The sequence below is a fragment of the Streptomyces sp. NPDC059371 genome (genome assembly GCF_042751995.1).
GTDB lineage: Bacteria > Actinomycetota > Actinomycetes > Streptomycetales > Streptomycetaceae > Streptomyces.
The window spans coordinates 170,125-183,075 of the sequence record NZ_JBHYXD010000006.1; the positions used below are offsets into that span (position 1 = coordinate 170,125).

Annotated in this window: 13 protein-coding genes; 7 read left to right on the forward strand and 6 right to left on the reverse strand. The window is 69.3% G+C overall.

Annotation, left to right across the window (positions count from 1 at the left end):
* Window positions 1-28 precede the first annotated feature (28 nt).
* Window positions 29-724 carry a hypothetical protein gene (locus tag ACFXGX_RS06155; RefSeq protein WP_384785279.1) on the forward strand — a complete coding sequence of 232 codons (696 nt, stop codon included), beginning with the start codon at window positions 29-31 and terminating at the stop codon, window positions 722-724.
* A 189-nt stretch (window positions 725-913) separates the two neighbouring features.
* The gene (locus ACFXGX_RS06160) at window positions 914-1,906 is read left to right on the forward strand and encodes a hypothetical protein (protein ID WP_384785282.1); all 993 of its coding nucleotides are present in this window, start codon (window positions 914-916) and stop codon (window positions 1,904-1,906) included.
* 328 nt (window positions 1,907-2,234) lie between these two features.
* On the opposite strand, the gene ACFXGX_RS06165 is transcribed toward ACFXGX_RS06160, so the two are convergent.
* The 3 genes from ACFXGX_RS06165 to ACFXGX_RS06175 all read right to left on the reverse strand — a co-directional run bounded on the left by ACFXGX_RS06165 (window position 2,235) and on the right by ACFXGX_RS06175 (window position 6,988).
* Window positions 2,235-3,356 (reverse strand): PP2C family protein-serine/threonine phosphatase, encoded by a 1,122-nt coding sequence (locus ACFXGX_RS06165; RefSeq protein WP_384785285.1) that lies wholly within the window; start codon window positions 3,354-3,356, stop codon window positions 2,235-2,237.
* Window positions 3,357-3,886: 530 nt separating this feature from the next.
* Entirely contained in the window at window positions 3,887-4,585 is a 699-nt protein-coding gene (locus tag ACFXGX_RS06170; RefSeq protein ID WP_384785288.1) for an alpha/beta fold hydrolase, read from the reverse strand.
* Between the two features lie 141 nt (window positions 4,586-4,726).
* Entirely contained in the window at window positions 4,727-6,988 is a 2,262-nt protein-coding gene (locus ACFXGX_RS06175) for a helix-turn-helix domain-containing protein (RefSeq protein WP_384785291.1), read from the reverse strand.
* A 668-nt stretch (window positions 6,989-7,656) separates the two neighbouring features.
* Between ACFXGX_RS06175 and ACFXGX_RS06180 the strand changes: the two genes are divergently transcribed.
* Complete coding sequence (locus tag ACFXGX_RS06180) at window positions 7,657-8,373, forward strand: hypothetical protein (RefSeq protein WP_384785294.1); 717 nt, start codon at window positions 7,657-7,659, stop codon at window positions 8,371-8,373.
* Between the two features lie 197 nt (window positions 8,374-8,570).
* On the opposite strand, the gene ACFXGX_RS06185 is transcribed toward ACFXGX_RS06180, so the two are convergent.
* Window positions 8,571-9,476: a LysR family transcriptional regulator gene (locus ACFXGX_RS06185; protein WP_384785297.1), complete on the reverse strand. Its 906-nt coding sequence runs from the start codon at window positions 9,474-9,476 to the stop codon at window positions 8,571-8,573.
* A gap of 137 nt (window positions 9,477-9,613) precedes the next feature.
* Between ACFXGX_RS06185 and ACFXGX_RS06190 the strand changes: the two genes are divergently transcribed.
* A complete protein-coding gene (locus ACFXGX_RS06190) occupies window positions 9,614-10,432 on the forward strand; it encodes a 3'(2'),5'-bisphosphate nucleotidase CysQ (RefSeq protein ID WP_384785300.1) in 819 nt (272 codons plus the stop codon).
* Window positions 10,433-10,474: 42 nt separating this feature from the next.
* The gene (locus tag ACFXGX_RS06195) at window positions 10,475-11,071 is read left to right on the forward strand and encodes an NADPH-dependent F420 reductase (protein WP_384785303.1); all 597 of its coding nucleotides are present in this window, start codon (window positions 10,475-10,477) and stop codon (window positions 11,069-11,071) included.
* 114 nt (window positions 11,072-11,185) lie between these two features.
* Here the strand turns inward: ACFXGX_RS06195 and ACFXGX_RS06200 are convergent, their stop codons facing one another.
* The gene (locus ACFXGX_RS06200; protein ID WP_384785306.1) at window positions 11,186-11,560 is read right to left on the reverse strand and encodes a VOC family protein; all 375 of its coding nucleotides are present in this window, start codon (window positions 11,558-11,560) and stop codon (window positions 11,186-11,188) included.
* Between the two features lie 233 nt (window positions 11,561-11,793).
* The gene (locus ACFXGX_RS06205) at window positions 11,794-11,970 is read right to left on the reverse strand and encodes a CsbD family protein (RefSeq protein WP_384785309.1); all 177 of its coding nucleotides are present in this window, start codon (window positions 11,968-11,970) and stop codon (window positions 11,794-11,796) included.
* A 189-nt stretch (window positions 11,971-12,159) separates the two neighbouring features.
* Between ACFXGX_RS06205 and ACFXGX_RS06210 the strand changes: the two genes are divergently transcribed.
* Together ACFXGX_RS06210 and ACFXGX_RS06215 are read left to right on the forward strand one after the other, a co-directional pair.
* On the forward strand, window positions 12,160-12,330 hold the full coding sequence (locus ACFXGX_RS06210) for a hydrophobic protein (RefSeq protein WP_384785312.1): 171 nt from the start codon (window positions 12,160-12,162) through the stop codon (window positions 12,328-12,330).
* Between the two features lie 219 nt (window positions 12,331-12,549).
* On the forward strand, window positions 12,550-12,903 hold the full coding sequence (locus ACFXGX_RS06215) for a PRC-barrel domain-containing protein (protein ID WP_384785315.1): 354 nt from the start codon (window positions 12,550-12,552) through the stop codon (window positions 12,901-12,903).
* Window positions 12,904-12,951 lie beyond the last annotated feature (48 nt).

The window sequence follows — 12,951 nt, forward strand, 5'->3', positions numbered from 1 at the left end:
CACATTCACATCTTACGGAGGTTCGACCATGCCCGACAATCAGACTCTCCCGCCCCTCACCGTGACGCTTGAGGCCGGACCCGCCGGCGCCGGGAGCATCGACGACTTCGAGCTCTTCTACGCCCGCCGCGCTCTGGAGCGCTTCCGGACGCTGCTGGGCCGCCAGGGGCTCCTCGACCTCCTGGCCGCGGACATCGAGGAAGGCAACGCCTTCCTGCGCGAGAGCGCTCGCACCTCCGACGGCAGCTTCAAGGCAGGCACCACCGTGCTCGCGACGAAGGGCCTCACCTCGGGCGCCTTCCTCGCCTGGATGGACAAGGCGTTCGCGGGCGACGAGAGCGCCCTCCTCGCGGCGCACCCCGAGCACTACGTGATGGGCACCGACTCCATCGGAGCGCGCGTGGTGGAGAACATCGGCCCCCACGTCGCCTCCTTCTACATGGGCGGCTGGGGAACGGACGCACTGGCCTGGGCGGCGGACGCGGACGAACTCCTCCCGGAGGCCGAGTTTCCACGCAAGATGTCCTCGAACCTCTTCCTGGCCGACGGCACCGTCGTCGGACGGGCACTGATCCAGTTCGGTGACACCGCCGACGGCTTCACGGCGAACCTGACGGTCTACTTCCCCGTCACGTGCCCGGACGAGGTCCTGGACCACCACCTGCGGCACTACGCCGTCGAGTTCAGGAACTGGATCGTCGCCGCCGCGGCCGCCCGCAGCTGAGGTCCCGGCCGGAGACCGGGGCCGCCCCGGCGCCCGGCCGGCAAGTCGGCCGGGCCGTGGGAGGCGGACCGCCCACGCGTACGTGCCGCATCCGGCTCGCAGGACCGTACAACCCGCCAACCCGCCTGCCACGGCCCGGCCGACAACGGGCACAGCCCGCGCGCGCTCCGCAACGACGAAAGACCCACGATGTCGAACCACACCCGGCCCGGTTCGGGACGCAAGCTGACCCTGGTCGTCCTCGGCCTGGCAGCCCTGATCACCACCATGCTGTGCGCCTTCGCGCTGCCCTCGCTCCACAGCGGCCCGCACCGCGTCCCCCTCGGCGTCACCGGCCCCGAAGAGGCCACCAAGACCCTCCGGCACAGCGCCGACGGCGATGCCTGGGACGTCCGCCGCTACCCGACGCCCGCAGCCCTCCAAGCTGCGGTCGAGGACCGGGACATAGCCGGCGGCCTCGCCGTCACCGCTCACGACGTCGACGTCTACACGGCCACCGCGGGCGGCCCCTCCGCCACCAGCGCCCTCACCGCGCTGGGCGACAGCGTCGCCGTACAGCACGCCACACGGGCCACCGTCCACGACCTGGTGCCCTTCACCAAGGACGACCCCCGCGGTGCGGGACTGACCGCCGCACTCCTGCCCATGATCTTCGGCGGGATCTTCCCCGCCCTCATCCTCAGCAGCGTCTTCCCCGGACACCGCGGACTGCGCACCCGCATCGCGGGAGCCCTCCTGTTCTCCCTGGTGGCAGGCGCCGCCATCGCCGCAGTCCTCCAGTTCGCCACCCACTCGGTCGACGGAGACTACTGGCTCACCGCCCTCGGTCTCGTCCTGGGCACGGCGGCCCTGTCCACCACCCTCCTGGGCCTCCAGGCCCTCCTCGGCATGGCCGGCTTCGCCCTCGGCGGTGCGCTGATGATGCTCCTGGGCAACCCGCTCTCCGGCCTGGCCACCGGACCCCACTGGCTCCCCACCGGCTGGGCCACCCTGGGGCAGCTCCTCCCCCCAGGCGCCTCCGGCAGCCTCCTGCGCGCCAACGCCTTCTTCGACGGCTCAGGTGCCGAACTCCCCGCCCTCACTCTCACCGTCTGGGTCGGCATCGGTGTCGCCCTCGCTCTCCTCGCCGACCGACGCGGCAGGCGCCCCGCCACCGCCCGCTCCGAAGCAGCCACCGTCTGAGCGCGGACCGTGTATCGGTCGCGTTCGGACTTGCGTCGCGCGCCTCGGAGGATGGACCGCTCCGGGAACGGGCGAAGGGCCTTCAGCCGGGACTGCGGCACGCCTTCGAGCGCGGGGTCGAGCCAGATTCGGAGCTGCGCGAAGTCCCGTCACGCTGCGACCGCACGCTGACTGCGGGGAGAACTCACGCAGGTACCGCACTCGCCCCCTCGAGTCCGGCGGGATTGCGGATCGCCGTGGCACCGGCACGCAGTGGATTCTCCGTCCACCGCGCAGAGGCTCCGCGGCCCGTGTCAGGCACAGACCTCGTCGGCCCAGGCGGCCGGGATCAGGCTGCCAGGCGTCGGATCGCGACGACGGCCGCGTCGTCGTCGAGGTGCCCGTGGACGTGGAGCAGCAGGTCGGCTTGGAGACGGCTCAGAAGCTCGTCGGGGTCCTCCTTCGTCCATTGCGGCGCCCGTTCGGTGAAGGGGTAGAAGAATCCGTCGCCGTCGCGGGCTTCGATGACGCCGTCCGTGTAGAGCAGCAGAAGGTCGCCGACCTCGAACGGGAAGGTCTGGACGTCGTAGGCGCTGATCCCGAAGGCCCCGCCGAATCCGATCGGGAGGTGGCTCGCCTCGGCCGTGAGGGGGGTGAGGTCGTCCCCGCGAAGGAGCAGCGGGGGCGGGTGGCCGCAGGTGATGAGGTGAACGACCGGTTCGTGGTCGGGGATGTCGAGGAGGATGGCGGTGGCGAAGTCCTCGTTGGTGTCCTGTTCCGCCGGTGACCGCCACTGGCTGGTGTCCCAGCGGAACGCGGCGTCCAGGTGGATGGCGAGGCGAGGAAGGGTGGCCTGCCGATGGGCTGCCGCCCGGAAGGCGCCGAGGAGCAGGGCGGCGTTGTTGATCGCGGCCAGGCCGTTGCCGCGCACGTCACCGATGAGGAGCCGGGTGCTGTGGTGGACGGTCCGTGCTGCCGCGTACAGGTCTCCGCCCAGGTCGGCCTCTTCCTCGGCGGGGATGTACAGCCCGGCGATCCGCAGCGGGCCGGAGTTCGTGGGCAGTGGCTGCAGCAGCACACTCTGCGCCGCCTCGGCCACCGACCGCACTCGGTGCAACTGTCTCTCGCTGAGGTCCCGCACCACGCAGATGGTGACGCAGACGACGGAGACGATGATCAAGGCTGCGATCTGGGCCATGATGTTGGCGGTGGACAGGACCCCTCTGATCGCGCCGATCAGCACTTGGGCCGCCACCGCTAGTGCTCCCATCAGCGCCGTGACGCGGGCTCCGGCGAACGCCACCGTGATCGCGGGCGCTGCCACCAGGAGCGGACCGAGGTGGATGTGCGACGGAGACAGCACATCCACCACACAGACCGCGACGATCAGTCCCACTGGGATCACGACCAGTGCGGGCGTGTGACCCGGCCGCCAGGAACGCCGCAAGTCCAGCTGTGGTCGAAGGGTCATGCCACAAGCCTTCCGCCTACTTCCCCGAGGGGGGATGCGCGCCGCTACGAGGATCGGGGAGATCGACCTGGCACTCCGCGACACCCGGGCCGCCTGGTCCCGTCCGGGAGGCGTAGGCGTTCGACAGGGCCAAGTCGTTCCCAACACTCAGAGCCGCAATTCAGACATTCCGGAACTTTAGTCGAGATACGGCGCCGCTCGCGGCAGGGCCTCGACGGACCACCGAGTTCGGCCCTGTCCCCCATCGACCCGGGCGAAGCCGTGCGGGCGTGGCTCGACGGCATGGCGGGCTCCCGGCCCGTCACGGTGCGGACCAGGGGCGGAAGGGTGGGAAACCGATAGGGCTGTGGGATGACGACGAGTGCGGGATCCGCCGTCTCAGGCGCGACGAGATTCGCCATGCTCGGCGTCGGCTTCGAAGAGACCGTGCTGGTCACAGTCCTCGAAGAGCGGCTGTGACCAGCACTTCCCTCAAGCACACCGGGTGATCCGCCGGACCTGTCCGATCGCCCGGGCCAAGTTCGGCAACCTCAGGCCTGGCCGTTGGCTCCCTGGGCGGCCTGGGCGATGACGGCGGCCACGACGGCCGGGCGGGAGACGTAGACGGCATGGCTGCCGGGGGTCTCGGAGACGGTGGCCTTGGCCCGCTCGGACATGGCGCGCTGGGCGGGCGGCGGGATCATGTGGTCGTCCGTGGCGACCAGGTACCAGGACGGCTTGCTCTGCCAGGCCGGTTCGGAGACCGTCCCTTCGAGTGCCTCCACGCCCCAGGGGACCTGCGAGTCGGCCATGAACGCCGCCAGCTTCTCGGGCACGTCGGCGGCGAAGGACGCCGCGAACTTGTCCCGGTCCAGGAACAGGAATCCGTTCTGGGGCGGCAGGATCGGCGGGACCGGCGCGCCGGGCGGCGGGTCGGCGATCAGGGAATCGACCGACTCGCCCTTGTCCGGTGCGAACGCGGCGATGTAGGCGAGGGCCGCGACGTTGGGGTGGCTGCCGGCCTCGGTGATCACGACTCCGCCGTAGGAGTGTCCGACGAGCACGGCCGGGCCGTCGAGGCCGTCGAGGACCTGGTGGGTGGCGGCGACGTCACCGGCCAGCGACAGGGTCGGGTTCTGCACGACGGCCACCTTGTATCCGTCGGCGGCCAGGTGGTCGTACACCCCCTGCCAGCCCGATCCGTCCACGAAGCCACCGTGCACGAGGACGATGTTCCTGATGGTTGCCATGGTCACTCCTGACCTGGAGGGGCAGCGCCTTGACGTCTGTCCCGGTGGCACACCAGTCAAGTCAAAGGAGGCACGGTCGGACCACGCAGAACAGCACGCAGAAGTACCCGCCGGCCTCTGCCGGCAGTGTCTCGGACCTTGTCAGGGCGTGGCGGGTGCCCGAGCGTGGCAGCGGCTGCCCGCCTCGGTGTCACCGATCGCTTCGAAGACCTGCGCCGCCCGAGCGTAGGCACGACGGCTCTCGTCGGTCCGGCCTTCGCCGGCCAGCAGGGCGGCCAGGGTCTCCAGAGCGCCGGCCTGCCGGTAGTCGGACATCTGAAGCGTGTCCAGGAGGTCGATGCCCTCGGTGAGTGTGGCGATCGCCTCCGCGCGTCGGTCGAGGTGTCCAAGACAACTGCCGATCCGGATCAGGGCGACGGGTCGGCAATGAGCTGCGACGATCGGGGTCATCCCGGACCCCGGGTCGTCCAGCAGAGCGAGCAGTCCGACGTACTGCTCCAACGCCTCGGCGTAACGCCCCCCGTCGAGAAGGCAGTTGGCGATGTGGGCGTGGCTCTGGACGGAGGAGTCGATGTCACCGATCGTCTTGAACAGGTGCGCTGCCCGGGAGGACGACGCGATGGCTTCGTCGAGCCGGCCGAGCAGGAGCAGCGCGGAGGCGGTGTACTCGTGTGCCCAGGCGATCTGCGCGGTGGCGCCGGCTCGGGTGGCCGGCTCCAGTGCCTGGGCCGCATGTCGCAACACGGCCTCCGGCTCGCTGGGCGGCACCGAATGAACCCAGGCCAGATAGTTCAACTGGGTCGCCTGTTGGGTCAGGTCGCCGAGGGCGGCGGCAGCCTGCGCTCCGTGTGTGAAGACCTCCTGCCAGTGCGGGCTGTGCGCCCACCGTTCGGAGAACCAGTGCATCGACTCCGCACAGTCCAGGACGAGGATGTGCCGGTCGTTGTTCGCCGCGGCCCGCATGGCACCCAGCCAGTTGTCCGCGTTCACCCGCAGCCACCAGTCGGCTTCCTCCGGGGATGTCACGGCGTGGAGATCGGGGTCGGGACGGTCGGGACGGCCGTGGCCCGGTTCGAACCACCGTCCTGACAGTGTGGCCATCCGCAGCAGCCACGACGTCACCCGTCCCGTAAGCGCCTCACGCTCGGCCGCGGTGTCCTCCTCCTGGAGCCGGTCGCGGGCGAACAGACGGACCAGGTCGTGGAAGCGGTAACGGCCCGCATCGCTGTCGTTCAGCAGGCCGAGGTCGACGAGGTCGTCCAGAGCCTCCCAGGCGTCCTCCTCCGGCACCCCTCCCGCGACGGCCGCCAGGCCGGCGTCGAAGTCCTCTCCCGGCACCACGGCGAGCCGCCGGAACATCCGCCGCGCGGAATCGGCGAGTTGCTCGTACGACATCCCGAACGCGTTGGCGATCTTGAGGTCGCCGGCCTTGAACTGATCCAGCCTTCGCTCCTCGTTCGCCAGCCGGGCGGCGAGTTCGGCGGCGCCCCATCCGGGCCGGCTGACCAGACGGTTGCCGATGATCCGCAGTGCGAGGGGCAGACCGCCGCACAACTCGCAGAGCCTCGTGAGGGCCGCTTCCCCGTCGGCTGCGGAACGCTCGCCCAGGATCCCGGTCAGCAGGTGCGTGGACTCCGGCAGTGGCAGGGGCCCGAGGACGAGCCTGCGGACGCCCTCCAGACCTGACAGCAACCGCCGGGTGGTGATCAGCGCCCGGCCCGCACCGCCTCCCGGCAGCAGCGGGCGCACCTGTTCCTCCGACGCGGCGTTGTCGAGGACGACCAGGACACGGCGGTCCCTCAGCAGCGAGCGGTACAAGGAGGCGCGTCCCTGGGTGTCGCCGGGTATCCGGTCGTCCGTGACGCCGAGCGCGCGCAGCAGTACCCGCAGAGCGTCGGCGGCGGCCAGAGGCTGCTGGGACATGCCGAGCAGATCGAGGAACAACACCCCGTCGGCAAAGCTCGGCCGGACCGCGTGAGCGGCACGAACGGCGAATGCTGTCTTCCCCATGCCCGCTGAGCCGGTGATGAGCCCCACCATGCCGACACCCGGCGAGCTCTCGGCGTACACCAGCTCGCTCACCCAGACCAGTTCCGCCGCGCGACCCGTGAAGTCGTCGACAGACCGCGGTAGTTCGCACAGGCCGGTCGGACGGGTCCAGTGATCCCGCAGCCGGCCCTCGCGCGCCAGCTCCATGAACTGCTTGCGGACATCGGCCTTCAGGGCAAGGGCGTCCGCCAAGGCCGTCACGGTCCGTTGCTGAGGCCCCCTGCTGCGGCCGCGCTCCATGTCCGACAGCGCTCGGGCACTGACCCCCGACGCCTCGGCCAGTTCCTCCAGGGTCAGGCGTGCCGCTCGCCGATGAGTGCGTAAGACCTCCCCGAAACCGCGACGTCCAGTCATGGCGCCACCCCCCTCAACGGCGAAGCTACACCGTGCGAACGGGCCGCGGACCGGCGCTCGGAGCCCGAAACACCCGGATTCGGCTTCGCCTTCGCCGGCGAACCAGCCATTGCCTTGCGGCGTCAGGATGCGTGGCAGGTCGCACGCTCCGCTTGTCGTCGAGCAGACCTTCGCCTCGCTTCATCCCTGCGGCCGTTGGCGAGCAGTAAGGGGATCTCCCGGTCGGCTGTCTCAGGGGCCAGGTGCCACGCATGATCGGCAATGGTTCAAGACCGCTGATCTGGTGTGCGGCCGGTGAGACAGGGGCGTCGTTCCGCTGATCGCGGAGATGGCTGAGTCACTCCGTCCAGTCGGCCCCTCGATGCGAACGAGAACTTGGGGTGGCCACGGGGTCTGCTCGGCCGGTCGGACGGTCATGCGGGGAGCCGCCGTGACTTTCGCGGGGATCAGCGCTCTCCTGGGGTCGGCGGCGACCCGAGGTCGCCACGTCAGCGTGGACGGCGGGGCCTCCATCACCAAGGCCCGCCCGCGGTATGCCACCGCCTTGGTCCGCCGGGCGACACGCCCGCGAACTCCCGTCCACACACACCCGCTCGGCCTGCACCCCTCGTGGAAGGGTAGACGATCACGAAACGCCGGATTCAGACGCGTGCGGGAGGAAGACATCCATGGTGACGAGCCGAGCCGACGCCCGCGTCAAGCACCCGCGGCACGAACGCCGTGGCGAACCCCGGCTGCCGGGAGTAGCCGCCACCCTCATCGCCATCATCCTGTACCTGGCCCTGCCGCAGCAGCTCCTCATCGCACCGCGCTACGTACTGCCCGCTCTCGAACTGCTGCTCCTGGTACCGCTCATCGCGATCAATCCCAAGAGGCTCACCCGGCAGACCACCACCTTCCGGCTGCTGTCACTGGCTCTCGTGCTCGTCATCGTGGCCAGCAACCTCACCGCGCTCGGCATCCTCATCCACGAGTTGGTCCATGCCGAGGTGAAGGACGGCCGCTCCTTGCTGGTAGCCGCTCTGCAGGTATGGCTCACCAACATCATCGCTTTCGGCCTCGCCTACTGGGAGCTGGACCGCGGCGGACCGGTGGCACGCACCCAGCTCCCCCGCGACAAGCTGCCGCTGGCGGACTTCCGCTTCTCGCAGGACGAGAACGACGACGCGGTGGAAGAGGTTGCCGATGGCGCCAGCATCAGCTCTGACTGGGTGCCCGATCTCGTGGACTACCTGTACGTGTCCGTAACGAACTCCACCGCCTTCAGCCCCACCGACACGATGCCGCTGTCCACTCGTGCGAAGTTGCTGATGAGCGTTCAGAGCATCGCAGCGCTCCTGACCTCCCTACTGGTCATCGCCCGTGCCGTCAGCATCCTGCACTGACCGGTAGACCGGCTGATGGACCGGCGAAGCCCACCCGGGGGTGCGCCCCTGGCACCGGCCGGAACCCTTCGGGTCACCTGTGGGTATTTCTGAGCCATCTGGAAAACGTCTCGGAGGAGGGGTTTCGGCGCCGCCTGGACGCCGTCAGCCGAACGCTCACAGTCCACGAGGTCGGACGGCCGCGCTGACGACGCCGACTACGACGTTCCGCACATGGCCAGCGCGGTTCGGGCCAGCCCGCGCAGCCAGGCGTGGGCGTGGTCGGTGTCGTAGCGCTGATGCCACGACAGGTATATCGCTGCCGGCGGCAGTTCGAGCGGGAGGGGGAGCACGACCAGGCCGAGGTCGGCGACCGCCGACCGCGTGGTGGCTTCGGGAACGCTGATCACGAGATCCGATCCGCGCGCGAACTCCAGAGCGGCCGATTCCGTGGGTGCGGTGGCCACCACGCGGCGGGTGAGGTCGAGCTGTGCGAGGGCGTCGTCGAGGGCGTTGCCGAGGTTTCCACGTCGCGAGATGGTGACGTGGTCAGCGGCGGCGTACCGCGTTGCGGTGACGGTCTTGACGCGGGTGAGGGGGTGCCCTCGCCTCACGACGATGACGAGACGGGTCTCGCCCACGCTCTCGGCACGGATGTCCGGTGCGCTCGGGCGGTTGGCGTTCGCCTCCAGGTCGACCTCGCCGCGCCGCAACCCGGGGGTGTCGATGCTCGATTCCGCGACGAAGCGCAAGCGCACGCCGGGCGCCTGTCCGCGCACGGCCGCGAGCAGCGCGGGACCGCTCAAGACGACCAGGGAATCGTGCCAGCGGAGGGTGAAAGTGCGCTCCAACGTCGCCAGATCGAGTTCACGGCTCGGTGCCAGCACCCCCTGGACCTGGTGCAGCAGCTCGTGCACCTGTTCCCGGACGGCGATCGCGTACGGCGTCGGAGTCATCGTGCGTCCGGTGCGTACCAGGATCTGATCCCCGGTCGTGCTCCGGATGCGGCCCAGACTCCGGCTCATCGCGGGGGCGGTGACGTGCAGGCGTGCGGCCGCCCCGGCCACGCTTCCCTCTTCCAGCAGCGCGTCGAGCGCGGTGAGCAGGTTCAAATCCAATTGCATGTGAGTAATCCTATCCGTGCTTAACATGCATTTGAAGTTAACGAAGGGGCTGGATACCTTCGAGACCAGAGCGCAAGACGGAACGCACAGCCGGATCCGACCAGCCCAATCACCCCTCCTCACACAGGAGTTCCACCATGTCCGAAACGCTTCAGACCACTGACGTCACCGCCTCCGACGCCGACCTGCTCGACCAGACCGCGATCGCCGTCCGCGCGGCCGGTTCGGCGCTGCGCGAGCGCTTCGGCGAGGTGGTCCGCTACCGGACCCGCGATGAGCTGATGCGCGCGCTCGCCGCCAACGACGACACGGCCCTCGACATCCTGCGCCCCACCCTCACGCGCCTGCGCCCCGACGCCGGCTGGGTGGAGGACGAGCTGGACGGCGGGGCGCTGCCGCCCGGCGAATGGTGGGTCGTGGATCCGGCCGAGGGCAACGTCAACCACCTGCACGCCCTGCCGGAGTGGGCGGTGACCGCCACCCTCGTACGCGAGAACCAGCCGGTACTCACCGCGGTCCACCTGCCGCTGACCGGTGAGACCTACACCGCGCTCACCGGCGCGGGCGCCCACCTCGACGGCCGGCCCCTGCGTGTCTCCCCGACCGCGGACCTCGGCCTGAGCATCGTGGCCACCAGCCAGGCCCGGCCGGACGAGGACGAGAAGGTCGTACGGCGGGTCGGCTCCTCGATCACCGCGATGCTCTTCGACGCGCTCGTCGTCCGCACCGCGGTGCCCGCGACCCTGCACCTGATGAACGTGGCCGCCGGCCGGATCGACGCCTTCTGGCAGTTCGCCGGCGCCCGCGCGGACCTGCTGCCCGGGGCGCTGCTCGTCACCGAGGCCGGCGGCCGGATCTCCGACGCCGAGGGCCGCCCCTGGACCCCGCAGAGCGAGAGCTTCCTGGCCGCCGCGCCCGGCGTCCACGCCGAGGCCGTCGCCACGCTCTCCCGCTGACCGCGCACCACAACCCTGTACGCAAGGAAGGACCAGATCATCATGACCACGATCGCAGTTCTCGGAAACGGCCGCGTCGGCGGCAACCTGGCCGCAGCCCTCACCCGGGCCGGCCATGAGGTGACCGTGGCGGACCGCGCTCCGGGCGCCGCCGCCGACGCTGCCCGGACAGCCCAGATCGTCATCAACGCCACCCCGGGCGCCGGCTCGCTGGACCGGCTCGCCGCCCTGCGCGAGGAACTGCGCGGCAAGATCCTCCTCGACGTCTCCAACGCCACCGTCGACGGACCGGACGGACTGCCCGCCGACCTGATCTACCCCGGCTCAAGCCTCGCCGAACAACTCCAGGAAGCGCTCCCCGAAACGCGCGTCGTCAAGACACTCAACACCATGCTCTTCCCGGTGATGACCGAGCCGGCCACGCTCGCCCAGGCGCCCGATGCCTTCCTCTCCGGCGAGGACCCGCAGGCCAAGGAGACCGTCCGTGAACTGCTCGTCGACCTCGGCTGGCGCGAGGAGTGGATCACCGACCTCGGCGGGATCCAGACCGCCCGCGCCACGGAGGCCGCGATTCTGTTCGTACCGCATGTGATCCGGTCCAGCGGATTCGCGCCCTTCGCGATCTCGATCGCCCGCTAGACAGACAGTGCCGGGCGTACTCAGGCGGAGCGAGCAGCCGGGCCGGCCCGTGACCGGCAGTCCGTCGGCCGAGGTTTCGGCGGTGTGCCCCCGGCCCGGTGCATGCCCTGGCATTCAGGCACCCGGAAGGAAGAGGCAGAACGGATGCCCGTGCGGGTCGCGGAGAACCCGTACGTCGTTCTCCGGCTGGTGTTCCATCAGCGTCGCGCCCAGAGCGCAGGCCCGTTCGGTTTCCGCCTCCAAGTCGTCGACCTGGAGATCCAAGTGCGCCTGCATCTGCTGCGTGCCCGTGCGCTGCGGCCAGGTCGGAGGCATGTGATCGGTCTCCAACTGGAAACTCAGCCCGGGGCGTTCCTGATGCGGGGCCTTCAAGCGGACCCACTCCGGCTCGCGCTCGACTTCCCGCCAGCCGAGCAGGGCCCGGTAGAAGTCGGCCAGCGCGGGCGGATCGGGGGTACCGAGAACGAAGGCGCCGAGGGTTGTCGTCATGCCTTCAGCCTTACCCCGGCGCTCACCCTCACGCATCCGTGCGCCCCGATGTCGGCGGCCACCCGGGCCCGGTACGCGGCTCGCCGGACCGCCCGTCCTTGCCGTTGCCCCACATCGCCGTCCTGGCAGGCACACCATGATGGGAGGTATCGGCGGGGTGCCGGGCAGCCTGTCCCCGAACACCGCTGATCCCGGCGCCAACAGGCCGCCGGGATCAGCAGTGTGTGTGCCGCCTACTTGGGCTTGACGGCGTCCTTGGCCTTCTCCTTGGCCTCGCGCAGGTCCCCCGTGGACTCCTCGGCGTGCCCCTCGGCCTTCAGGGACTCGTTGCCGACCGCTCCGCCGACGACCTTCTTGGCCTTGCCCTTGGCCTGCTCGCCCTTGGCCTGAGCCTTCTCATCCGCAGCCACAATCACTCACCCTGCCTCGCCGAAAATGAATTCCCACCTCGTGTCACCCCTTGGTCCATTTTCAAACCTGGCAGCACAGAGCGGCCTTTGCGCAGTTCATAGACCTCTGCAGGAAATACATGGGATCCAGGGATCCACAGGACTGGAGATCGATCCACAGGGCATACGACAGCTCGGAGGTTGATAACTATGATTCCTATTCTTCTTGTTCTTTTGCTGGCCTTGATCCTCTTCGGTGCCGGTTTCGCGCTGAAGGCCCTGTGGTGGGTCGCCGTCATCGTGCTGATCGTGTGGGCCCTCGGTTTCGTCATCCGCCCCGGGGCACGCGGTGGCAAGCGAGGCCGCTGGTACCGCTGGTAGGTGGTAGGAGCCCCCTTGTACGGGTGGGCTCCGGCGCCATGGCAGCGGGACCGCCCTCACATACTTCCGGCCATATGAATATTTCCATGAGGCAGAACGTGTGGGGCATCAAAGCCTGGGAACCCGGATCCCCGATGAAACGCCATCGAATTCGATGACGCCTCGACAGACTCGGCAGTTCGGCTGCGGGTTGCAACGAATTTCAATGAAGGAGTCTTTATGAGTGACAGCATCTGGGGCTACCAGCCGACCACCGGCTACATCGTGGGCACCGACCTGATCGGATACAAGGTTGAGGCCACCGACGGCAGCATCGGGAAGGTCGACAAGCACTCGGACGAGGTCGACTCCTCCTACCTCGTCGTCGACACCGGCGTATGGATCTTCGGCAAGCACGTCCTGCTTCCGGCCGGCACCGTGCAGTCGGTCGACCAGAACGAGCAGAAGGTCTACGTGGCGCTCACCAAGGACCAGGTCAAGGACTCCCCCGAGTTCGTCCAGGACAAGCACCTCGGCGACGCCGACTATCACGAGCAGGTCGGCGGCTACTACACCGGCCTGCGCACGATCTGATCTCACAGCACCTGCACGAGGGGCGGGCGGCGAACAGAAGAGGATTCT